The sequence below is a fragment of the Stutzerimonas stutzeri genome (genome assembly GCF_019090095.1).
Taxonomy (GTDB): domain Bacteria; phylum Pseudomonadota; class Gammaproteobacteria; order Pseudomonadales; family Pseudomonadaceae; genus Stutzerimonas; species Stutzerimonas stutzeri_AN.
This window is the reverse complement of the sequence record NZ_JAGQFP010000001.1, coordinates 219,940-242,987: the sequence shown is the minus strand read 5'-3', so window position 1 is coordinate 242,987 and position 23,048 is coordinate 219,940. Positions and strand designations below refer to the sequence as shown.

Annotated in this window: 22 protein-coding genes; 14 read left to right on the top strand and 8 right to left on the bottom strand. The window is 61.3% G+C overall.

Annotation, left to right across the window (positions count from 1 at the left end):
* Positions 1–60 precede the first annotated feature (60 nt).
* The 4 genes from KVO92_RS00995 to pabB are packed head-to-tail and all read left to right on the top strand — an operon-like array spanning position 61 to position 4,506.
* On the top strand, positions 61–597 hold the full coding sequence (locus KVO92_RS00995; RefSeq protein ID WP_217473833.1) for an ATP-dependent zinc protease: 537 nt from the start codon (positions 61–63) through the stop codon (positions 595–597).
* A 4-nt stretch (positions 598–601) separates the two neighbouring features.
* A complete protein-coding gene (locus KVO92_RS00990) occupies positions 602–2,128 on the top strand; it encodes an inactive transglutaminase family protein (protein ID WP_217473831.1) in 1,527 nt (508 codons plus the stop codon).
* A 3-nt stretch (positions 2,129–2,131) separates the two neighbouring features.
* Positions 2,132–3,115 carry an alpha-L-glutamate ligase-like protein gene (locus KVO92_RS00985; RefSeq protein ID WP_217473830.1) on the top strand — a complete coding sequence of 328 codons (984 nt, stop codon included), beginning with the start codon at positions 2,132–2,134 and terminating at the stop codon, positions 3,113–3,115.
* A 50-nt stretch (positions 3,116–3,165) separates the two neighbouring features.
* Positions 3,166–4,506: an aminodeoxychorismate synthase component I gene (gene pabB / locus KVO92_RS00980; RefSeq protein ID WP_217473829.1), complete on the top strand. Its 1,341-nt coding sequence runs from the start codon at positions 3,166–3,168 to the stop codon at positions 4,504–4,506.
* 65 nt (positions 4,507–4,571) lie between these two features.
* Here pabB and thrH read toward each other — a convergent pair whose 3' ends face one another.
* The gene (gene thrH, locus KVO92_RS00975; protein ID WP_217473827.1) at positions 4,572–5,189 is read right to left on the bottom strand and encodes a bifunctional phosphoserine phosphatase/homoserine phosphotransferase ThrH; all 618 of its coding nucleotides are present in this window, start codon (positions 5,187–5,189) and stop codon (positions 4,572–4,574) included.
* 183 nt (positions 5,190–5,372) lie between these two features.
* Between thrH and KVO92_RS00970 the strand changes: the two genes are divergently transcribed.
* Entirely contained in the window at positions 5,373–6,107 is a 735-nt protein-coding gene (locus KVO92_RS00970; RefSeq protein ID WP_217473826.1) for a phosphoadenylyl-sulfate reductase, read from the top strand.
* Between the two features lie 164 nt (positions 6,108–6,271).
* Here the strand turns inward: KVO92_RS00970 and cysB are convergent, their stop codons facing one another.
* Both cysB and KVO92_RS00960 read right to left on the bottom strand, forming a co-directional pair.
* Positions 6,272–7,246: an HTH-type transcriptional regulator CysB gene (cysB, locus tag KVO92_RS00965; RefSeq protein ID WP_217473825.1), complete on the bottom strand. Its 975-nt coding sequence runs from the start codon at positions 7,244–7,246 to the stop codon at positions 6,272–6,274.
* A gap of 315 nt (positions 7,247–7,561) precedes the next feature.
* On the bottom strand, positions 7,562–8,515 hold the full coding sequence (locus KVO92_RS00960; protein ID WP_217473823.1) for a putative 2-dehydropantoate 2-reductase: 954 nt from the start codon (positions 8,513–8,515) through the stop codon (positions 7,562–7,564).
* Positions 8,516–8,777: 262 nt separating this feature from the next.
* Here KVO92_RS00960 and KVO92_RS00955 point away from each other — a divergent pair, with 262 nt between their 5' ends.
* Positions 8,778–9,854 (top strand): 3-deoxy-7-phosphoheptulonate synthase, encoded by a 1,077-nt coding sequence (locus tag KVO92_RS00955; protein WP_217475386.1) that lies wholly within the window; start codon positions 8,778–8,780, stop codon positions 9,852–9,854.
* Between the two features lie 44 nt (positions 9,855–9,898).
* Here KVO92_RS00955 and KVO92_RS00950 read toward each other — a convergent pair whose 3' ends face one another.
* A complete protein-coding gene (locus KVO92_RS00950) occupies positions 9,899–10,192 on the bottom strand; it encodes a GNAT family N-acetyltransferase (protein ID WP_217473821.1) in 294 nt (97 codons plus the stop codon).
* Between the two features lie 413 nt (positions 10,193–10,605).
* Between KVO92_RS00950 and KVO92_RS00945 the strand changes: the two genes are divergently transcribed.
* Positions 10,606–10,860, top strand: coding sequence for an Lpp/OprI family alanine-zipper lipoprotein (locus KVO92_RS00945; RefSeq protein WP_014853168.1), 255 nt, complete (start codon positions 10,606–10,608; stop codon positions 10,858–10,860).
* Positions 10,861–10,943: 83 nt separating this feature from the next.
* Here the strand turns inward: KVO92_RS00945 and KVO92_RS00940 are convergent, their stop codons facing one another.
* The 3 genes from KVO92_RS00940 to KVO92_RS00930 form a co-directional block, all read right to left on the bottom strand.
* On the bottom strand, positions 10,944–11,906 hold the full coding sequence (locus KVO92_RS00940) for a L,D-transpeptidase family protein (protein WP_217473819.1): 963 nt from the start codon (positions 11,904–11,906) through the stop codon (positions 10,944–10,946).
* 66 nt (positions 11,907–11,972) lie between these two features.
* The gene (locus KVO92_RS00935) at positions 11,973–12,254 is read right to left on the bottom strand and encodes a hypothetical protein (protein WP_217473818.1); all 282 of its coding nucleotides are present in this window, start codon (positions 12,252–12,254) and stop codon (positions 11,973–11,975) included.
* A gap of 43 nt (positions 12,255–12,297) precedes the next feature.
* Complete coding sequence (locus KVO92_RS00930; RefSeq protein ID WP_217475385.1) at positions 12,298–12,903, bottom strand: arylesterase; 606 nt, start codon at positions 12,901–12,903, stop codon at positions 12,298–12,300.
* Positions 12,904–12,913: 10 nt separating this feature from the next.
* Here KVO92_RS00930 and KVO92_RS00925 point away from each other — a divergent pair, with 10 nt between their 5' ends.
* From KVO92_RS00925 to KVO92_RS00905, 5 genes are all read left to right on the top strand, one after another.
* Positions 12,914–13,600: an ABC transporter ATP-binding protein gene (locus KVO92_RS00925; protein WP_217473817.1), complete on the top strand. Its 687-nt coding sequence runs from the start codon at positions 12,914–12,916 to the stop codon at positions 13,598–13,600.
* Positions 13,597–16,098: an ABC transporter permease gene (locus KVO92_RS00920; RefSeq protein ID WP_217473816.1), complete on the top strand. Its 2,502-nt coding sequence runs from the start codon at positions 13,597–13,599 to the stop codon at positions 16,096–16,098. The genes KVO92_RS00925 and KVO92_RS00920 overlap by 4 nt, the downstream gene beginning before the upstream one ends.
* A 53-nt stretch (positions 16,099–16,151) precedes the next feature.
* Complete coding sequence (greB, locus tag KVO92_RS00915) at positions 16,152–16,649, top strand: transcription elongation factor GreB (RefSeq protein ID WP_217473815.1); 498 nt, start codon at positions 16,152–16,154, stop codon at positions 16,647–16,649.
* A gap of 301 nt (positions 16,650–16,950) precedes the next feature.
* A complete protein-coding gene (locus tag KVO92_RS00910) occupies positions 16,951–17,892 on the top strand; it encodes a triacylglycerol lipase (protein WP_217473813.1) in 942 nt (313 codons plus the stop codon).
* Positions 17,893–17,965: 73 nt separating this feature from the next.
* On the top strand, positions 17,966–18,985 hold the full coding sequence (locus tag KVO92_RS00905) for a lipase secretion chaperone (protein WP_217473812.1): 1,020 nt from the start codon (positions 17,966–17,968) through the stop codon (positions 18,983–18,985).
* A gap of 4 nt (positions 18,986–18,989) precedes the next feature.
* Here the strand turns inward: KVO92_RS00905 and KVO92_RS00900 are convergent, their stop codons facing one another.
* The gene (locus KVO92_RS00900; RefSeq protein WP_336512618.1) at positions 18,990–20,396 is read right to left on the bottom strand and encodes a transglycosylase SLT domain-containing protein; all 1,407 of its coding nucleotides are present in this window, start codon (positions 20,394–20,396) and stop codon (positions 18,990–18,992) included.
* 179 nt (positions 20,397–20,575) lie between these two features.
* Here KVO92_RS00900 and KVO92_RS00895 point away from each other — a divergent pair, with 179 nt between their 5' ends.
* Positions 20,576–21,397 (top strand): TatD family hydrolase, encoded by an 822-nt coding sequence (locus KVO92_RS00895; RefSeq protein ID WP_217473810.1) that lies wholly within the window; start codon positions 20,576–20,578, stop codon positions 21,395–21,397.
* A 96-nt stretch (positions 21,398–21,493) separates the two neighbouring features.
* Positions 21,494–22,966 (top strand): methyl-accepting chemotaxis protein, encoded by a 1,473-nt coding sequence (locus KVO92_RS00890; protein WP_217473809.1) that lies wholly within the window; start codon positions 21,494–21,496, stop codon positions 22,964–22,966.
* Positions 22,967–23,048: the final 82 nt, after the last annotated feature.

The window sequence follows — 23,048 nt, the reverse complement described above, 5'->3', positions numbered from 1 at the left end:
GCCCAACCTCAGGGGTCGTCGCTCCGGCCATCGTTCCCCGACTCGATTAACTCTGGATCTATGCCCGCCAAACCTCGTCTGTTGCTGTTCTGCCTCCTGGCCCTTCCCTGTCTCGCCCACGCTGGTGAAAAAACCATCTATGGCCTGAACGAGCACGTGGGACTGCCCGAATTCGGGCTTGAAGTGCCCGCCAAACTGGACACCGGCGCCCAGACGGCCTCGCTCAGCGCACGCGATATCGAGCGATTCAAGCGCAACGGAAAGACCTGGGTCCGCTTCTACCTCGCCATCGATGAAGCGCACGATCGTCCGATCGAGCTGCCCTTGCAGCGCATCAGCAAAATCAAACGCCGTGCCGCCGACTTCGATCCAGAGGAAGAAAAAACCTATACGCCACGCCCTGTCGTAGAGCTGGTCATGTGCATGGGCAAGGCCAAACGCAGCATCGAAGTGAACCTCACGGACCGAAGTGCATTCCAATACGCACTTTTAATAGGTTCCGATGCGCTCTCGCGCTTCGGCGCCCTGGTCGACCCAAGCCTTAAGTACGCTGCTGGCGAGCCCGGCTGCACCACCGATTCCGACGCTGACGAGTAATTCCATGCGCGCCCTTACCCTGCATCTGAAAGTTCTGATTTTCCTGCTCGTCACACTGGGCATCGCGATTACCGCCTACCAGATTTTCATCCTCGGCATACCGATTACCGAAGATGAAACCGACGACCTGTGGAACATCGACGCCAAGGTCGAATTTCAGGCCAACCCGCGCGACCCGGTAAAGCTGCAGATGTACGTACCGCCGCTGAACCAGGAATTCGTCAGCCTCAACGAGAGCTTCATTTCCAACAACTATGGCGTGAGCATTAACCGCACCGACGGCAACCGCCGGGTGACCTGGTCGGCTCGGCGGGTCAGTGGCAATCAGACGCTCTACTACCGCCTGGTACTGACCCGACGCTATAGCGGTGAGCAAACCAAGGCCAACGGCCCGATTTTCCGCGACAGCATCCCGGTCGAAGGCGCCGAAAAAATAGCCGCCGAAGCCCTGCTTTCGCCGATTCGCCAACACTCCGCGGATGTCGAGACCTTCATCAGTGAGGCCATCAAGCGCGTCAACAACGCCAACGACGACAACGTCAAGCTACTGCTCGGCGGCGATGCATCGCCGGCGAACAAGGCCCGAATCATCGAGCTGCTGCTGTCCATCGCGCATGTGCCCATGGAACGCGTACACACCGTGCGCCTGGCCAGCGACACCGCGCAGACGCCTGAGCTGTGGCTGCGCAGCTTCAATGGCGACAAGTGGCTGTACTTCAACCCGGAGAATGGCGACCAGGGACTGCCAGCGGACCGGCTGGTGTGGTGGACCGGCGACGAGCCGCTGGTCAATCTCGAGGGTGGCCGCAACGCGCAGGTGACCTTCACGCTCAACAGCAGCGAGATGAATGCCATTCGCCTGGCCAAACTGACCGACGAGAACACTGACGCGGACTTCCTGGAATACTCGCTGTACGGCCTACCGCTGCAAACCCAGCAGACCTATCAGATCATGATCATGATTCCGATCGGCGTACTGGTGATTCTGATTCTGCGCAATCTCGGCGGCCTGCAGACGCTCGGCACCTTTACGCCTGTGCTGATCGCGCTGGCGTTTCGCGAGACCCAGCTCGGCTTCGGCATCATCCTGTTCACCATCATCACGGCGCTCGGCCTCTCACTACGCTCCTATCTCGAGCATCTGAAACTCCAGATGCTGCCGCGTCTCTCCGTGGTGCTGACCTTCGTGGTGGTACTGATCGCGGTCATCAGCCTGTTCAGCCACAAGCTTGGCCTGGAACGGGGGCTCTCGGTTGCCTTGTTCCCGATGGTCATCCTGACCATGACCATCGAACGTCTCTCCATTACCTGGGAGGAACGCGGCGCAGGGCACGCGTTCAAGGTGGCAGTCGGCACACTGATCGCCGCCACGCTCGCGCACCTGCTGATGAGCATTCCCGAGTTGATCTACTTCATGTTCACCTTCCCTGCCGTACTGCTGATCATGGTGGGCTTCATGCTGGCGATGGGACGCTACCGCGGCTACCGCTTGACCGAGCTGTTCCGCTTCAAAGCCTTTTTGAAGGATTGAGCCATGTTCGGTCTGATCAAGACGTGGAAGGCCCTCGAAGCCAAGGGCATCATGGGCATCAATCGCCGCAACGCGGATTACGTGCTCAAGTACAACAAGCGCAACCTGTATCCGATCGTGGATGACAAGATCATCACCAAGGAACGGGCGAACGAGGCCGGTATCGACGTACCGGAGATGTACGGCATCATCGAGACCGAGAAAGACATCGACAAGCTCAAGGACATCGTCAAGGACCATGTCGATTTCGTCGTCAAGCCAGCGCAAGGCGCTGGCGGTGACGGCATCCTGGTGATCGCCGACCGCTTCGAAGGTCGCTACCGCACCGTGTCGGGCAAGATCATGACGCACGATGAGATCGAGCATCAGATCTCCAACATTCTCACCGGCCTGTATTCGCTCGGCGGTCACCGCGACCGTGCACTGATCGAATACCGCGTCACCCCGGACCCGATCTTCAAAAGCATCAGCTACGAAGGCGTGCCGGACATTCGCATCATCGTGCTGATGGGCTACCCGGTCATGGCCATGCTGCGTTTGCCGACCCGGCAGTCCGGCGGCAAGGCCAACCTGCATCAGGGGGCAATCGGCGTTGGCGTGGATTTGGCCACAGGCATCACTCTGCGGGGCACCTGGCTGAACAACAAGATCACCAAGCACCCCGATACCACCAACGCCGTGGATGGCGTCCAACTGCCTAACTGGGACGGCTTCATGAAGCTGGCCGCGGGCTGTTACGAGCTGTGCGGGCTGGGCTATATCGGGGTCGACATGGTCCTGGACCAGGACAAGGGCCCGCTGATTCTGGAGCTCAACGCGCGGCCTGGGCTCAACATTCAGATCGCTAACGACTGCGGCCTGACCCATCGCACGCAAGCCGTGGAAAGCCGGATCGAAGAGCTCAAGGCAAAAGGCATCCAGGAGACACCTGAAGAGCGCGTGCGATTCTCCCAAGAACTGTTCGGCCACATACCGAGCCACGCATGAGCCAAAACCCGGCCGCCAAACGGCCGGGACTCCCCGGACCTAAACCTCCAATGCCTCTCTGCACGGTTCACCCCCTCGCGTATCAACCTGATCCGACGCTTTGGTTCGACCGTATTCGCCGCTCTCCCGGAGCGATACTGCTCGACTCAGGCCGCCCGATCGCCGAGCGTGGACGCTATGACCTGCTCAGCGCCTGGCCTGTTGAAACCCTGGAACCAGACGCCACCGAAACCGGACGCGCATTCTTCGCGCGCGTCCGGACAGCCTTGCACAGGCTTGGCGAAGCGGGGCTACCGGAAGGCCGCGAGCTGCCCTTCGCGGGGGGCATCCTGGGCTTTCTTGGCTACGATTTCGGCTCGCGACTCGAACGCCTACCCGCCACAGCAACCAAGGACCTGGCGCTGCCGCCGGCTCGCTTTGGCCTCTACGCCTGGGCCTTGATCAGCGACCATCAGCATCGGACGACACAGCTAGTTTTTCATCCCACCTTGGCCGAGGCCGAGCGCGTTCGGCTGATTCAGCTCTTCGAGTCGGAGCGGGACCCCGAGCTCACCTCGTTCAAGCTCGAGTCGCCCTTTTCTGCCGATCTGCAGCGCTCCGACTATCGACAGGCAATCGAACGCATCCAGCGCTACATCCAGGCCGGCGATTGTTATCAGGTGAATTTCGCACAGCGCTTTCGCGCACCCTGCGCGGGCGACCCCTGGCAGGCCTATCAAGCGCTACGAGCTGTCTGCCCGACGCCCTATTCGGGGTTCATTCCGGTCGAAGGTGGCGCCATCGTCAGCCTGTCCCCGGAACGCTTCCTGCAGCTTGCCAAGGGCGTCGTGAACACGCGGCCGATCAAGGGCACCCGCCCACGTCGGAGCGATCCGCAGGCGGACCGGGCCGAGGGGCATGCACTACTGGCCAGCGAAAAGGATCGCGCGGAAAACCTGATGATCGTCGACCTGCTGCGCAACGATCTCGGCCGCAGCTGCGAAACAGGCAGCGTGCGCGTGCCCGAACTGTTTTCGCTGGAAACCTATCCGAACGTGCACCATCTGGTGAGCAGCGTCTGTGGCAACCTGGCGACTGACAAGGATGCACTGGATCTGCTGGCTGGCAGCTTCCCCGGCGGTTCAATCACGGGCGCGCCGAAGATCCGCGCCATGCAGGTAATCGATGAGCTGGAGCCCACCCAGCGCTCCATCTACTGCGGCTCGCTGCTTTATCTGGATGTTCGCGGCGAGATGGACAGTTCCATCGCCATTCGCACGGTGCTGATCCAAAACGACCAGGCTACGTGCTGGGGCGGCGGCGGCATCGTCGCGGATTCGCACTGGCAAGCTGAATATCAGGAAACCCTCGATAAAGTGAGGGTGCTGATGGAGACACTGGAGGGCATGTAGCTGGACTGGAGGCCGTGCGCGCCCGAAAAACCGCGCCCCACCCGGGCCTCCAGTCCCCGCACCGCTTACATTGTCAGCGGGCGGTTCGAGGCCTTGATGAACTCCTGCTTGAGCTCGGCGAAGGTGTGCACGGCTGGGAATTGCGGGAATTCGCGTATGACGTTATCCGGCGCGTGGAAGAGAATGCCGGCATGCGCCTCGGCAAGCATGGTGGTGTCGTTGTACGAATCCCCGGCGGCGATGACGCGGTAATACAGGCTCTTCAGCGCGATGACCGACTGGCGCTTGGGATCCTTCTGACGCAGCTCATAATTGACGACCCGCCCCGTTTCATCGGTGATCAAGCGATGGCAGAGCAGCGTGGGGAAGCCCAGTTGGCGCATCAGCGGTTGCGAGAACTCGTAGAAGGTGTCGGACAGGATCACCACCTGGAAGCGTTCGCGTAGCCAGTCGACGAACTCGACAGCGCCATCTAGGGGTTTCAGCGTAGCGATAACCGCCTGAATATCGGCCAGCTTCAAGCCATGCTCGTCGAGAATACGCAGGCGCTGCTTCATCAGCACGTCGTAGTCAGGAATGTCCCGCGTAGTCGCCCGGAGCGATTCGATTCCGGTGGCCTCGGCAAAGGCGATCCAGATTTCCGGAACCAGCACACCTTCCAGATCGAGACAGGCTATTTCCACGGGCCACTCCTAAACGCAAAAAATGGATGGGCACTCTAGCGACAAGGGTGAAGTGGCGCAACGCTAGCGCTTATTCGTTAAAGTTAGCGTCAGCCTCGATAAACGTTATTTAGAGACATAACGCCTATTTGTTAACATCCGCGGCCTGCAGAGCGCTAAAGCGCCAATCTAGGAAGCCGCCTGATGAGCCAATCAATTGATGTAGCCGAGCTGGCAGTCGCCTATGCCGGTAAATCCCCGCAAGACATCCTCAAACTTGCCTTCGACCTGTTCGGTGACGATCTCTGGATTTCCTTCAGTGGCGCCGAAGACGTCGTACTGGTGGACATGGCGTGGAAGCTGAACAAGAACGTGAAGGTATTCAGCCTCGATACCGGCCGCCTGCACAGCGAAACCTACCGTTTCATCGAGCAGGTTCGTGAGCACTACGGCATCCCGATCGAAATCATGACGCCGGACCCTGCTCTGCTCCAACCCATGGTCAACGAAAAAGGGCTGTTCAGCTTTTACCGCGATGGGCATGGCGAGTGCTGCGGGATTCGCAAGATCGAGCCGCTGCGCCGCAAGTTGGCAGGCGTGCGCGCGTGGGCGACCGGCCAACGCCGTGACCAGAGCCCGGGCACCCGTAGCCAGGTATCGGTGCTTGAGCTCGATAGCGCCTTTTCGACGCCGGAGCACGCGATCTACAAGTTCAACCCCTTGGCGCAGATGAGCAGCGAGGAAGTTTGGGCCTACATTCGCATGCTGGAAGTGCCCTACAACAGCCTGCACGAGCGAGGCTTCATCAGCATCGGCTGCGAGCCATGCACACGCCCGGTGCTACCGAATCAGCACGAGCGCGAGGGTCGCTGGTGGTGGGAAGAATCTACGCAGAAAGAATGCGGCTTGCATGCTGGAAACCTGATCGCCAAGGTCTGATCAGCGCCGCCGTGCTTGGTTATCCTGAGCCGGCTTCGTCGAGTCGGCTCGGCGTCAGCCTTTGGTCACAGATTTGCTAACGCCCACGCTGCAGTGTCAGCACCGACCGCGACGCGGTCGAGCTGGGCGATGAGTGATAAGCGCTAAGTAATGGGCGTGCGGTCCTAGAAGGTAGGCAGGTCGACGTGCTCGAATAACTGGTCCAGCTCGGCCTTGTTTCGGCATTGCACCGCCTTTTCGAGCATCTCCCGATCCAGGTGCGGCGCAAAGGTCTCGATGAAATCGCACATGAAACCGCGCAGGAAGGTCCCCCGGCGGAAACCAATCTTGGTAACGCTGGCCTCGAACAGCTCACTGGCATCGAGCACCACCAGATCCGGATCGAGCTTGGCGTCGACCGCCATGCGCGCGACGATGCCCACACCCAGCCCCAGACGCACATAGGTCTTGATGACGTCCGCGTCCGCGGCGGTGAAAACCACTCTGGGTGACAATCCCTTGTGGCTGAAGGCCTCGTCGAGTTTCGAGCGACCGGTGAACCCGAATACATAGGTCACGATGGGATGCTCGGCCAACGCCTCCAACGTGAGGGTTTCGAGTTTCGCCAACGGGTGCCCCTGTGGCACTACCACACAGCGATTCCAGCGGTAGCACGGCATCATCACCAGATCGCCGAACAGCTCCAGGCCCTCGGTGGCAATCGCGAAGTCCACAGTGCCGTCAGCCGCCATCTCCGCGATCTGCGTGGGTGTGCCCTGGTGCATGTGCAGCGAGACGTCCGGGTATTGCTTGATGAACGCACTGATGACCTGAGGCAGGGCATAACGCGCTTGCGTATGGGTAGTGGCAATGCTCAGGGTGCCGCGCTTTTCGTTGGAGAACTCCTGCGCGATCTGTTTGATGCTTTCACATTTTCGAAGAATTTCGCCGGCTGTGCTGATGATGCGCTCGCCTGCGGGGGTGACGCGAGTCAGATGCTTACCGCTACGCGCGAAGACCTCCACACCCAACTCGTCCTCGAGCAGCCGAATTTGCTTGCTGATGCCAGGTTGTGAAGTGAACAGACTCTGGGCTGTAGCCGAAACATTGAGGTCATGGTGCGCCACTTCCCAGATGTAACGCAGTTGCTGAAGCTTCATAGAGTTCCCTCAAAGGCCAATGGCGCCTGCACGCCACCACTTTTATAACTTCGTGCACCAGAACGTCCGAATTCTAGGCCATTTCCCCCTGTACCGCTCGTCACGAATCAGGTGCTCGTCACTACAAGGCCACATTCGCCACGTAGAGAGGGACGCTCAAGGGGCCTACGCCTTGCCAGCAACACAGCGCGAAGCGTGGACGCACGGTCAAAATATGACGCGGCCCGTTTGAGATTAGCACCCCGAAGCGCTAAGCATTACCGCCTCAGGGATTTGTCAGGCACTCGGCTCAGCTCGAATGAAGAATCGAATGGTCTAGCCGGTCGTCGCCGCAGAGATGAAGCGCAGCGTCTGATATAACGCTTCGGTCTTGGGCATCGCGAATCCGGCATTCGCGGCTGCCGTCAACGGTGCGGCATAGATCGCATCGAGCTCCATCGGGCGGCGGTTCGCATGGTCGTGATACATGCTCGGCAAGTAATTGGGCATATGATCAGTGGCCAGCAACATACGATCCACCAGCGCATCGGGCAGCGGATGACCGCAAGCGGCCGCGGCACCGTGCCCCTCCAGCATGATCGACCTGATCAGTGCGCGGCTGTCCGAGTTGGCCATCAACGGGGCCGTCCCGGCGTTCAGGAGCACCGAAAGCCCGTTGTAGGGCATGTTCCAGATCAGCTTCTGCCAGCGCGCCTGGGCCAGATTGGTCGCCGCGTTGGCATCAACGCCCGCCGCACGGAACATCGCCACACCCTCTTCGACTATCGCCTGTTGCTGTTCAGGGGTTGCTGCGGGGCCCGAGTGATAGCCAATGTTTATACCCCCAAGCGCCTGGTGCTCGACAACACCCAGCGCCGAGCGATGCGCGCAGATGAAACACAGACCGCCAAGCAGGTGAAGCGCTTCAGGTAGTGAGCGACGCAGCTGCTCTTCGATACCCAGGCCGTTCTGCAGTACCACGACTTTGGCGTCGGGCCCCGCCGCCTGGGCGATCAAGGGTGCCAATTCGGAATTGCTGGTGGCCTTCGCGCCCAGCAAAAGCCAGTCGCATTTAGGCATATCCCTCGCGCTGCGGTACGCCTGCACGGCATCCAGATGCAACGAACCATGCACCGCGCTGTTGACCTGCAGCCCATTCTGCCTGACCACGTCGTACTCACTGCGCAGTAAAAAATGCACGTCGTAACCTGCCCGCGCGAGCATGACACCGTAGAAGCCGCCGATAGCGCCGGTACCGATGATTCCGATTCGGGGTTTGGATGCGGTCATGCAGAAGACTCCGACTATAGATCAGTTGAGCGCCCACACGGGCGTGCTTGAATTCCCACCTTATCAGCGTCCCGAAGCATCGCCCAGCCGTGCCACGCAAGCGCTCACGGCATTCACTGACACGCAGGCGGCAGACGTACTTCAAGAGCATTGTCGAAGCGACGCAATACGCGATAAGGTTCCGCTTCCCCGCTGCGCCCTGAGCCCTTCCGCCGCACCGGGATGGCTGGCGGACGGCATCTGCGACCCTGACGAGAACACGATGGCTGATTTACCGATCGATGACCTTAACGTTTCCTCCAACGAGACACTCATCACACCGGAACAGTTGAAGCGCGAAATACCGCTGACACCCACCGCACTGAAGACGGTTTCCGAAGGACGCCAGGTAGTACGGGACATCCTCGACGGCAAGGACCACCGCTTGTTCGTCGTGATTGGCCCCTGCTCGATTCATGACCTCAAGGCAGCGCATGAATATGCCGAGCGTCTCAAGGTACTGGCCGACAAGGTCTCTGACAGCCTGTTCCTTATCATGCGGGTCTACTTCGAGAAGCCGCGTACGACGGTCGGCTGGAAAGGCCTGATCAACGACCCCTACATGGATGATTCATTCAAGATTCAGGATGGTTTGCACATCGGTCGCCAGCTGTTGCTCGACCTCGCCGAGATGGGGCTGCCGACCGCTACCGAAGCGCTGGACCCGATCTCCCCGCAGTATCTGCAGGATCTGATTAGCTGGTCGGCCATCGGCGCACGAACCACTGAATCCCAGACACACCGCGAGATGGCGTCCGGCCTTTCTTCGGCGGTGGGTTTCAAGAATGGAACCGACGGCAGCCTGACGGTCGCCATCAATGCGCTTCAATCGGTGTCCAGCCCGCATCGTTTTCTCGGCATCAACCAGTCCGGCGGCGTATCGATCGTTACCACCAAAGGCAATGCTTACGGTCATGTCGTGCTGCGCGGCGGTAACGGCAAGCCGAACTATGACTCGGTCAGCGTCGCGGTATGTGAACAGGAACTAACCAAGGCCGGTATCAGCCTGAACATCATGGTCGATTGCAGTCACGCCAACTCCAACAAGGACCCGGCATTGCAACCGCTGGTGATGGACAACGTGGCCAATCAGATCCTCGAAGGCAACAATTCGATCGTCGGACTGATGGTGGAGAGCCACTTGGGCTGGGGCAACCAGCCGATCCCCAAGGACTTGGCTGATCTGAAGTACGGCGTATCCATTACAGATGCCTGCATCGACTGGGACGCCACCGAGAAGGCGATTCTCGGGATGCACGCTAAATTGAAGGAAGTCCTGCCCAGCCGCGCTCGCGGCTGACGCAGATTAGATGAAAGAAAACGCCACGCACGCTGGCGTTTTCTTCATTGATCGGGATCGACACTTGCTGCCGAATCGCCCTGGCGCTCGATATACCACTCCACGTACGAGCATGACGGTATGACCGTGTAGCCTTCCCGCGCCGCGTAATCGAGCGCGTGCTGTGTCAGTACTGCCGCGACGCCACGACCACGAAGCGCGTCGGGAACGAAGGTCCGGTATATATCCAGGGTTTGCTTGCCTAAATCGACATAGGCCAAATAGGCACGATAGCCGTCCACGGTAGTTTCGAACTGGTGGCCCGTTCGATCATGGTGGACGGTTAGCTTGTCGATCATCTCGCCTCCTTTGCAGGCGTGCCTGCCCTTATAGTTGGAGGTGCGCACGATAGCCCGCACGATCCCATTGTTGTAAGTGGACGTTGCATGCTACCGCCATGTAAGACCTTGCTTCAATTGCTCTAAGCATGAGTACCTGCATCCAGGTCGATCGACCTGACATTCATTGCGCGTAAGCCTTCAGTTGTGCAACTTTTAGGGCGCCGCGCCGGTCCATGTATCGAGTGCAACGGCCGTTTTGATTGTTTTTCGATCAACATGGCCGTCTGGCACCCTAAAAAGAAATGAGCTTGCAGAAATATTGTGGTAGCGGCTGCTTGCCTCAGTTTACTTAGCGCAACAGATAGGTAGTATGTGCGCGCCAACTTTCCATAACGGAAGTTGCCATGGATTTCATCCTTAAGGGGAACACGATGAACAACGTTCTGAAATTTTCTGCTCTGGCTTTCGCCGCAGTTCTGGCTACTGGTTGCAGCAACAGCATGACCAAAGAAAGCGAAGCCCGTCTGACCGCGACCGAAGACGCCGCTGCCCGTGCCCAGGCCCGTGCGGACGAAGCGTACAGCAAAGCCGACGAGGCTCTGCAGGCTGCTCAAAAGGCTCAGCAAACTGCTGACGAAGCCAACGAGCGTGCACTGCGTATGCTGGAACGCGCCAGCCGCAAGTAAGCTTCAGGCACAAAAAAAAGCCGACCTCACGAGGTCGGCTTTTTTATGGGCGATCGGATCGTAACGATCGCCGCAGCGGAACCTTAGAAAATCGGTTCGGCGTGATTCGCCAGGGATTGCCCCTGTTCGGCGATCTGGATCGGCAGGCCATCCTCGCCAGCGATGATCTCGCGCACCATTTCCCAGTCCAACTCCAATACGCCGGCGGTTTCGTCACGCTTGAGCAGCGAGTTGACCACCACTGCGTGCTTGTCCATCAGCGTCATGTGCTTGTCCTCATCCTGCAGGGGCGTATGCGCCTCCAGGTAGACCTTACCGCCGCTCACGCCGAACTTGTAAGGCTCGTCGATGATTCGCACCGTGGTGCCCACCTTGACCAGCTGAGCCAGCTGCAACACATCGGGATTGAGCATGCGGAAGCAACCATGGCTGACTCGCATGCCGATACCGAACTTCTTGTTGGAGCCATGGATGAGATAGCCCGGCAGCGCCAGGTTTATCTTGTATGGACCGAGCGGGTTATCGGGACCGGGCGGCACAACCTTGGGCAACGGATCGCCATCGGCCGCGTGCTCGTCTCGAATCGATTGCGGCGGGTACCAGGCCGGATTGCTGGTCATCGCCGAGATGCGGGTGTTGCCTACCGGCGAGCCCCACCCTTCCCGCCCGATGCCGAGCGGAAAGGTATGCACCACCTGCTCGCCTTTCGGGTAGTAATACAGGCGGTATTCAGCCAGGTTGATGACGATGCCTTCGCGCGGTCCCGGTGGCAGGATGTAACGAGTCGGCAGAATGATGTCGGTTCCTTCTCCCGGCAACCAGGGGTCTACGCCCGGGTTGGCCGCCACGAGCTCCAGATAGCCCAGATCGTGCGCTTCTCCCAGCGCCGCAAAGGTGTCTTCGTACTTGGCCTTGATCACCTGAATCTGGCCAACCACGTCTTCGCCCTCCGGCGGAAGAGGCAACTCCAGCGCCATGGCCTGCCCGGCCAGCAACAGAGCAGCGAATGACATACAGGAGGCGACTGCAGACGCACGCGAGAGCATTGAGGTGTTCCTTGGGGATGATATCTATGTGGCGGCATTGTACTCGAAGCGACAGCTGCCGCCGAGCTACCAGACGCTGACGGCAGACGGAAGGCCTTTGCGCTGTGCACTGAGCGCATCACGACAGGCTGAGCAGAGTCGACGGTCCTTCAGCATTGGCCGATCCAGGTCCTGCCACCGAGGGCGGGCTGGCAGGAAGCCACCGCAAAGTGTCCGGTCGACCTGTCCATCCAATTCCAGTTGCCGCAAGGCCAGGTGCAGACGATTCTCTCGACAGGCGAACAGGTCGAACTGCTCGTCCGGCACAATGAGGCGATAGGCAAAGAGGGTCCAGGCTGGGCGCGGCATTTGAGGCTCCGATCGAGGGCGCGACAGTAGCCGCGCGCACGCTTCAAAGCAAGGGCTCGAGCACCGGCCAGACGTTATCCAGCAAGCGTTGCTGCGCGCCAGCTGCAGGGTGGATGCGGTCGGCCTGCATCATGCCTTCGACCCCGCCCACGCCCTCTAAAAAAAACGGCACGTACGGCACGCTCTTTTCCTCGGCAAGGGCGTCATACACCTGAGCGAACGCTGTGGTGTAGCGCTGCCCGAGATTGGGCGGCAGGCGCATGCCGAGCAGCAGCACGCGGGCGTCAGCCGCGCGAGACTGGTCGATCATCGCCGCGAGGTTTTGCTTCAGCTGCGCCGGCGGTTGGCCGCGCAAGCCGTCGTTGCCACCCAGTTCCAGGATCACCACGCCAGGCTTATGCTCTTCGAGCAGAGCGGGTAGCCTCGCCAGCCCTCCAGCACTGGTGTCACCGCTGATGGATGCGTTCACGACCCGATGATCCAGCCCTTCTGTATCAAGGCGTTGCTGGAGCCTATACACCCACCCTTGACTGGTTTCCAGGCCGAAAGCGGCGCTGATACTATCGCCGACCACCAACACCGTTCCCGCCAAGGCTCCCTGAGCCCAACACAGCAGCACCAGGACGCCACTTCGCAGCCAATTTCGCATCGGAACTCCCATGACGGTCAGCATTCTCAACGCCCGGAACCTTAGCAAAGCGGTACCCAGCGCGGAAGGCGAGCTGGTCATACTCGATGACGTGTCGCTGAGCGTGAACAAGGGCGAGAGCCTGGCGATTGTCGGCACTTCCGGCTCCGGCAAGTCGACACTGCTCGGCCTGCTGGCGGGCCTCGACCTGCCCAGTACAGGCGAGGTCCATCTGGCCGGGCACCTGCTCGGAACGCTGGACGAGGACGAGCGTGCCCGCGTGAGAGCCGAGCACGTCGGCTTCGTCTTTCAGTCGTTTCAGCTACTCGACAGCCTCAACGCGCTGGAGAACGTCATGCTGCCTCTCGAGCTGCATGGCCGACGCGATGCGCAGGCGAAAGCCAGCGAGCTGCTCGGACGGGTCGGACTGGGCGCACGCCTGCATCACTATCCCCGGCAACTGTCAGGCGGTGAGCAGCAGCGTGTCGCCGTCGCCCGCGCGTTTGCAGCCGAACCCGAGATCCTCTTCGCCGACGAGCCCACTGGCAATCTCGACAGCCACACCGGCGCGCACATCATCGAATTGCTTTTCGAGCTGAACCGCGAGCGCGGCACCACCCTGGTATTGGTCACCCACGACGAACGTCTGGCCCAGCGCTGCGAGCACCTGCTCCGGCTCGAAGGCGGTCGCCAGCTCAATAACGAGCGGGCCCGATGAAGCGCGTCTCCGCCACGCAACTGGCCGCTTTAGCGCTGCGCCAGCTACTCAGAGACGCACGCGGCGGTGAGCTGCGCATACTGTTCGGCGCGTTGCTGATTGCGGTCGCGGCAAGCACCGCCATCGGCTATTTCGGCGCTCGCCTAAACGACGCCATGTTGCTACGGGCGACGGAATTTCTGGGTGCCGACCTGGTGCTCAACGGCAGCGAGCCTGCAAGTCCCGAACAGATCGAGGCAGGGACCTCATTGCAACTCGACCACGCCCGAGTGGTCGAGTTCTCCAGCGTCGTGGCGACCGATGACAACCTGCAACTCACCAGCGTCAAAGCGGCCGACGACCACTATCCACTGCGCGGAACCTTGCGCAGCGCCGCGGCGCCCTACCAGCCTGAACAGCCCGGCGCCGGACCGAAGCCAGGGGAAGCCTGGGCCGAAGCACGCCTGTTCGCCGCGCTCGACCTGCAAATCGGTGACTCCATCGAAATTGGCAACAAGCCGCTGCAGTTGACCCGGGTATTGACATACGAGCCCGACCGCGTGGGCGACTTTTATAGCCTGACGCCACGCGTACTGATGCACCTTGACGATCTGGATGCCACCGGCGTGGTGCAACCTGGCAGCCGGGTTCGCTATCGCGAGCTATGGCGTGGCGCGCCTGCACAGCTGCAGGCCTATGAACAGGCGATCAAACCGCAGCTGCAAGCGCATCAGCGCATCGAAACCGCGAAAGACGGTAACCGCCAGATCGGCGGCGCGCTGGCGCGTGCCGAGCGCTACCTCAACCTGGCGAGTCTGGCCGCGGTCCTGCTGGCCGGCGTTGCGGTAGCGCTTTCGGCCTCACGATTTGCCGCGCGCCGCTTCGATGCAAGCGCCCTGCTGCGATGCCTGGGGCTGTCACGGCGCGAGACGCTGGTGCTTTACGGCCTTCAGCTTGGCTACCTGGGCGTAGCGGCGAGTGCGGCGGGTGCGTTACTGGGCTGGGCTGCGCAACATGGCTTGTTTTTCCTGCTACGCGAACTGGTGGTCGGTGAAGTGCCACCCGCCACGCTCTGGCCCGCGCTGGCGGGCATTGCCACAGGATTGGTCGCGCTGGCCGGTTTCGCTTTGCCGCCGCTGGCAGCGCTGGGTCGCGTGCCACCGTTGCGAGTGCTGCGTCGGGATGTCCTGCCGGTCCCGCCGAGCACCTGGCTGGTCTACGGAGCGGCGGTGGCTGCACTTGGCCTGATCATGTGGCGCCTTAGTCTGGATCTGAAAATCACACTGTCGCTGCTTGGCGGCGGCCTGCTCGCCACCATCCTTCTGGGGGGCCTCCTGTTACTGGCGCTGCGGGGGCTGCGTCGGTCCCTTTCAGGGGCGTCGCTGAGCTGGCGGCTTGGCCTCGGACAGCTACTCCGTCACCCGTTGGCGGCGGCCGGACAGGCCCTGGCCTTCGGCCTGATATTGCTCGCCATGGCCCTGATCGCGCTGCTGCGTGGGGAGCTGCTCGATACCTGGCAGAACCAGCTGCCGGAGGATGCGCCCAACCACTTCGTGCTCAACGTGCTGCCTGACGACCGGGATGCGTTCGCCCAACGCATCGAGGCACTGTCGGACCACGCCGCGCCACTGTACCCGGTGGTACCAGGGCGCCTGGTGGCAATCAACGGCGAGCCGGTGCGCCAGGTGGTCAGCAAGGATAGCCAGGGGGATCGGGCGACTCGACGAGACCTGAGCCTGACATGGGCTCGCGAACTGCCATCCGACAACCGCCTGACAGCAGGTCACTGGTGGGGCGAAGACCATGGCGAGCTGCCTGGTGTGTCGGTGGAAGCCGAACTGGCAGAAAGCCTGCAGATCAGCCTCGGCGACCGGCTCAGCTTCACGGTAGGCGGTCTGACGCGAGAGGTCAGTGTGACAAGCCTGCGTGAAGTCAGCTGGGACAGCTTTCAGCCCAACTTCTATATGATCTTCGAGCCGGAAACGCTGCAGGACTTGCCGAGCACTTACATGACCAGCTTTCACCTGTCCGACGGCAAGGATCGCGAGCTGGTGCAATTGGCCCGGGACTTCCCGTCAGCGACCATCCTTCAGGTTCAGGCCTTGCTCGATCAGCTGCGCAGCATTCTGGCGCAGGTCTCGTTGGCGGTCGAATACGTACTGCTGTTCGTGCTCGCCGCTGGCCTGGCCGTGTTGTTCGCGGGCCTGCAGGCGACCCTAGACGAGCGCATTCATCAAGGCGCGTTGCTGCGTGCGCTAGGTGCCGAGCGCCGCCTGTTGCTCAGAGCCAGGCGCACGGAATTCAGCGTGCTTGGCGCAACCAGCGGCCTGCTTGCCGCCCTTGGCTGTGAATTGGTCAGCGCCCTGCTGTATCACTTCGTCTTCGACCTGCGCTGGCAGCCGCACGCTTGGCTGCTTGCACTGCCGTTGATCGGCGCGGTGCTGGTCGGCCTAGCCGGAATAATCGGCACACGCCGAGCGCTGAGCGCCAGCCCGCTCACGGTGCTCCGTGAGAGCTGAGTCTGGAAGCCGATGTCTTTAGAATGCTCATCTTTTTCTGATCGGGATTATCCATGAGTCGCTATCGCCCGCCCCGCCCCGCCGGCACGCCCCTGATCACGCCCGAAGGCGAAGCGCGACTGCGCGCAGAACTGCATGAGCTTTGGCACGTCAGGCGTCCGCAGGTCACCCAGGCGGTCAGCGAGGCGGCCGCTCAAGGTGACCGTTCCGAAAACGCTGAGTACACCTACGGCAAGAAGATGCTGCGCGAGATCGACAGCCGCGTTCGCTTTCTCACCAAGCGCCTGGAGAAGCTCAAGGTGGTCAGCGACAAGCCAACCGATCCGGGCAAGGTCTACTTCGGAGCCTGGGTAACCGTCGAAGACGAAGACGGCGAGGAGGCTCGCTATCGCATTGTCGGTCCGGATGAGCTGGACCTGCGCCAAGGGCTGATCAGCATCGACTCGCCGCTGGCCAGAGCGTTGGTCGGCAAGCCCCTCGACGCGGAAGTGCGGGTCGAGACACCTACCGGGGCGAAACTGTGGTACATCGTGGCGATCGACTACCCATGACCAATCGGTACAAAGATGACTAACTAGTCGCCTTTTTCATTGAACACCGACGAAAATCACTACAACGTGATCATTTATCACTTTCCTACACACGTGGCCGTTCCGCCAGGTAACAGCTGCGCCGCGAACGGCTTATAGCTAATTGCTATCGATCGAGCCGGAATAGCCGTGCCAGAGCACGAGCACACATACGCACCAAAGATGGCACGATTGCTGCGCTTGTCGTGCGGCAGTACGCGCAGTGCGCGGTGAATGGCGAGGGATTGCCCATAGCCCGATTCACCCAACGATGAGTGCATCCATGAATAAGAAAAAGACTCTGATCGCTCTAGGCCTCGGCTCCGCCATGGCCCTCTCCACTCAGCTACAAGCAGGCCTGTTCAGCTCGAGCAGCTACACCCAGACGCGCTACCCGATCGTACTGACACACGGCATGCTGGGCTTCGACAGCATTCTTGGCGTCGACTACTGGTACGGCATACCGCACGCCCTGCGGCGCGACGGTGCAGAGGTTTATGTGACCGAAGTCAGTCAACTCAATACCTCGGAACTGCGGGGCGAAGAGCTGCTGGCACAAGTCGAAGAAATCGTCGCGATCAGCGGCAAGCCGAAGGTCAATCTGATCGGCCACAGCCACGGTGGGCCGACCGTGCGCTACGTAGCCGCGGTGCGCCCGGATCTGGTCGCCTCGGTCACCAGCGTCGGCGCCCCGCATAAGGGGTCGGACGTCGCCGATCTGCTCCGCAGGATTCCTGAAGGTTCCGGCGGCGAAGCCATCGTCGCTGGCCTGGTCAATGGCTTAGGCGCACTGATTAACGCCTTGTCCGGCAGCTCGAGTACCGAACCGCAAAACGCGCTGGGTTCGCTCGAGTCGCTCAACAGCGAAGGTGCCGCACGCTTCAACGCCAAATACCCTCAGGGCATACCGACCAGCGAATGCGGCGAAGGCGCCTACAAGGTCAACGGCGTGCGCTACTACTCATGGAGTGGCACCAGCCCGCTAACCAACCCGCTGGATGTCAGCGACGCCATGCTCGGCGCGGGAGCGCTTGCATTCAGCGGCCCAAACGACGGCTTGGTCGGGCGCTGCAGTTCTCACCTGGGTATGGTCATTCGTGACAACTATCGGATGAATCACCTGGATGAAGTCAACCAGGTGTTCGGCCTGACCAGCCTGTTCGAAACCGATCCGCTGACGGTGTACCGGCAGCATGCCAACCGCCTGAAGAACACGGGCCTCTGAGAGCGGCCGGGGCCGCGGGCCCCGGCACTGGCACTGGCACTGGCACTGGCACTGGCACTGGCAAGGATTACTCATGAAAAAGCTCACCGCATTGATGCTGTTGGCCATTACCGCTGGCGCCGTTTGGTACTGGCGCCTTCCGGCCAACGAGCAGCACGCTTATCGCCCGCTCTCATCCGTCCCGGCAACGGTCAAGCCGCACGCCGTGGCGCAGGTGCAGCCATTACCCGCCGCGCAAACCGCACCGGCCGATACGCTCCACCGGCTGCCGCCCTCGTTTAAGGGCACCCAGGTCGATGGCCGGCTTCGCGCAGACGCGATGGGTAGACTAATCATCGAGCCCGACATCCGTCGTGTCTTCGACTACTTCCTGGCCTCGATCGGCGAAGAACCGATCGAGACCAGCGTTAATCGTCTACGTCGCTATATAGAGGCCCAGCTCCCACAACCCGCACGCGGTCAAGCCTATCATTTGCTGGGCCAGTATCTGGACTATAAACGCCAGCTGCTGGCGCTCGAACAAGACCATCCACAGCAAGCGGACATCGGCGCGATGCGCGAGCGGCTACAGGCGGTCAAGCAATTGCGGGCAACCCTCTTCGACGAGCAGGTCAATAGCGTGTTCTTCGCATTCGAAGAAGCGGCCGACCAGTTCACGCTGGAGCGATTGGCGATTCGCCTCGACCCGGCTCTGGACGCCGCAGCAAAAGGGGCTGCGCTGGATCGCCTGCACAACGAGCTGCCACCCGAGCTGCAGGCAACATTGGCGCCCCAGCTTCAGAGCGAGCTGCGCCAGCAGACCAGAGCGCTACAGGCCAAGGGCGGCACCCCGGCCGAGGTGCGCCAGCTGCGCCAACAACTGGTTGGCAGTGCCGCGACCGCTCGCCTGGAAAAGCTCGATGAGCAACGCCAGCAATGGCGGAGCCGGCTGGCCGGGTATCAGCAGGAGAAAGAACGCATCGAGAACAGCCGAGGGCTTAGCGAGACCGATAAACGAGCAGCAATCGAACGGCTGGCCGCCGACCGCTTCGATGAGCACGAACGGCAACGCCTGCCGGCAGCCGAAGCGCTGCTCGCCAGAAAGAGCGAGTAAGCCCTCAGTTACCTGCGCTCTGCAGCTGGCCCTCAAGCAGATAGCGCTCTCGCGTGTAGGCCAGGTAGTACTTGTTCACTGCGTTAACATAGCTGACGACGCCCATGCCCATCGTGGCCATGGCGACCCGCTCGACTTGAAAAAACCACTGATCAGGATTCAACCCACGACGGCGGGCCTCGGCCCGCATGCTTTGAACCCGCTGGGGCCCCAGGTTGTAGGCGGCGAGGATGAAGGCCATGCGCTCACGTTCATTCAGCCTTGGGCTGGCAAAGTATCGGCGGCGGATGTTGGCCAGATACTTCGCGCTCGCCAGCACGTTGTTGTCCAGCTTGCCAATATCATTCACGCCCATGCTTTGAGCCGTCGCCTGAGTGACCTGCATCAAACCGGTCGCGCCGGATGCCCCCCGCGCGGTCGGATTGAGCGTTGACTCCTTGAATGCCAACGCGGCCAGATTGAGCCAGTCGATCTCCTCGTGCTGGGCGTGTCGCTGCAAGGTGGGCCGTACCTTTTCCAAGCGTTGCCGCCCGACCCGGTCAAGCGGGTATTGCACCCGATACAGACGCCGGTAGACCCGGACGAACGCCGCGTCCTGGTTCTCCGGCGCGCTGTAGCCGGCAAGAAAGCGATCGACACTGGCCAGCAGCATGCTGGCCTCCTTGCGCAGGTACCAATGCATGTCGGCCGCCTTGCCGAGGGTAAGGCGCGTTTCGATACGCAGTTTGGGCAGCACCTTCGCCCAACGCTCGGCGATCGTTTGCTCGACAACGGTGGCCGGGTAGATACCCGCCTGCACCATTTCGAGCACGTCCTCGACGGCCAAGGTCGGATCAACCCACTCGATGACGATCGGTGCTCGTCCGGCCTGCATCAATTGCCGATTGACCTGCTCCAATGCAGGTCCGGCCGCGCTACCGGCTGACAGCGCCAGGCTACGCCCGGACAACTGTTCGAAACTTGTATAGTGGCGAGCGCCCTGTCGGCCGACGAGCACCAGTGGGACGCCATCGACGACCGCCCGGCTGCGGCTGACACGCCCCGTCGGTGCCTGGGGCATGAGCTCGCCGGGTGCCACCAGATCCCCTTCCCCGCGCTGCAGCGCGCCGAGCAACTGGTCCTTGGCCTTCGGGACGATCTCCAGCGCCACCTGCGGCCCTTTCGAGTTGCGATTGAGAAACTGCTCGAACGCACGCAGCCGGACATACTCGACGCCGATGGCTTCACCCTTGATTTCACCCGAGCTGTTACGGCTCTGGTTGACCAACACGCGAAGCACGCCGCTGCGGCGAATCTCCGCCAGATCGCGTACCTTGTCCGTGGGCTGCCAGACATGCGGCCCCATGACACGCGCAGCAGCCGGCAACGGTGTCAGCACCCACAGACATATCAGCAGTGACAGCAGCCGGATCTTCACAACGTATCGACTCGATTGGACAGCACGCAACGCGGCCATCCAGCCACAGGGTGGCGAAGGTTCTCACAAGCAGCACCCAGCCGCCAGCACGAGCCACTATCTGGCTTTAGCTTGCTATATAACCTATTGATAATCAACGTTATATCTTTTCGAACCATAAGGGAGGCACATCCATGCAGCTCGTCGACATCGGTGTCAACCTGACCCATCCAACCTTTGCTCGGGACCCAGGCGCGGTGGTAGATCGCGCCGTTGCGGCCGGCGTCGCCCAGATGGTCCTGACCGGCACCAGCCTTAGCGAGAGCGAAGCAGCGCTCGCTCTGTGCCGGGAGCTGGACCAAAACCAGAAACGGCTGTACTGCACGGCCGGAATCCACCCGCATGATGCAAGTCGATGGGCCAGCGACAGCGCCGCGCACCTCAAGCAGTTGCTCGCCGAGCCCGAGGTACGAGCGGTCGGCGAGTGTGGCCTGGACTTCAACCGGGACCTGTCGCCGCGACCTCAACAGGAGCGCGTACTGGAAGAGCACCTGCAACTGGCGATAGAGACCGGTCTCCCCTTGTTTCTTCACGAACGCGATGCAAGCCAGCGGCTGGTCGAGATCATCCGCCCCCTGCGTGATCGGCTCAGCGCCGCGGTGGTGCATTGCTTCACCGGTGAAAAGCGTGCCCTGTACGCCTACCTCGACCTTGACCTGCACATCGGTATCACCGGCTGGATCTGCGATGAGCGCCGGGGAACGCATCTGCATCCGTTGGTTCGGGAAATACCGGCGTCGCGCCTGATGCTCGAAAGCGATGCGCCTTACCTGCTACCGCGCACGCTGCGGCCAAAGCCCAAAGGTGGCCAGAACGAGCCGGCGTTTCTGGTGGAAGTCCTGCGCGAGGTCGCACGCCACCGCGGCGTAAGCGAAGCCGAACTGGCGGCCTCCAGCACCGAGTGCGCCCAAAAGTTCTTTAGCATCGCTCCCTTGGCTCAGCTCGAACAAGGCTAAAGCCCAGCCGTTCGCCGCCGTTAAATGGAATTAGCAGAACGACTTCGCGCCGGTCTGCGGACGTCTTCTGCCAATTACTCGATAAGAAGCGCACTCATGGTTCTATGGATTCGTGATCTCTCGTTGAAGTACAAATTCTGGGCACTGAACATGGTGACCTTCGTCACCACGCTGCTGCTGGTCCTGTTCGCACTGCAACTGGAACAGAAGTCGCGCAGCCTGGACGCCAAGACAAGCGCACAAACGCTCGCCTCCGTCGTGCAACGCTGGCCCGAGGGTAGCCCGCTACCCAGAGATCCGAACCTGATCGTCCTGTCCGCTGGCCAGCCGCTGTCCGTGGACCAGCGCACCGTCCCGGCCGTCGAGGGATGGAACGAAATCGATCATGACCGTTTGTTTGCCAGCACACCGGTGATCGGCGCTCAACTGGTCACCCGCCCGGGTGGCGAGAAGCTCGCCGTTCTGGTCCGCACACCCAGCGTCTGGCAGCTGCTGACCGAGCACTTCTTCAGCTATGCCCTGGCGGTCGCCGTGCTGATGCTCGCGCTGCTTGCAGCGTCCCAGGTGATGATCCGTTTCCTGCTAAGCCACCTGAACACGCTCAAGGATGTCATGTTGCATGTAGAGCGCAGTGGCGACCTGGCGGCTCGAGTACCGCTGGACAGTCGCGATGAGGTTGGCCAGATGGCCGGCGCGTTCAACGCAATGCAAGCGGGCTATCAGCGCATCGTCAGCACCGTGACACAAGCCGCCACCCGGCTGAACGACGGGGCTGGTCGCCTGGCCACGGGCATGAACGAGGTCCGCCAGGGCATGCTCGGCCAGAAAAGCGAAACCGACCAGGCCGCTGCAGCGATCAACGAAATGACCGCGACCGTCCATCACATCGCCGACCATGCGCGCGATACGCGTGACCAGTCGGAGCAGGCCGATCATCTCGCCGGTGACGGACACCGCGTCGTCACCCGCGTCGAACGCTCGATTTCCAACCTGTCGCAGGGTGTGCAACAGACAGCCGAGACGATTGGCCGGCTTGCCGCCGACAGTCAAAAGATCAGTGGCGTCGTCAGTGTCATCCACAGCATCGCCGAGCAGACCAATCTACTGGCACTCAATGCCGCCATCGAGGCGGCGCGGGCCGGCGAGATGGGTCGAGGCTTCGCCGTGGTTGCCGATGAGGTGCGCAGCCTCGCCAGAAGCGTGCAGGTTTCGACCGACGAAATCACGCAGATGATCGAGGGCCTGCAGGCCATGACCCGCGACGCGGTGGAGTTCATGCAGGAGAGCTCGTTCAAGGCTGATCAATGCGTAACCGAAGCCCGCGAGGCTGGCCTGGCCCTGGAAGCGATCACCGCAGCGGTGGCACAGATGCGCGAAAACAACACGCAGATTGCCGTTGCGGCCGAGCAGCAAAGCGGTGTCGCCGAAGAACTCAATCGTTCCGTGACCGGCATTCGCGACGTGACCGAACGGACCGTCCAGCAAACCGCCGCATCGGCCACCACTAGCGCCGAACTGGCGGCACTGTCCGGGGAGCTGGGCAAGGCCATCCAGCAGTTCAAGCTGTGATTCGTTGAGGGCGACGAGGCCGGCGGCTTTGCAATTCGCGCGCCGGGCCAGATCCGATCGCCAGACTTGGTGGCCAGTTGTG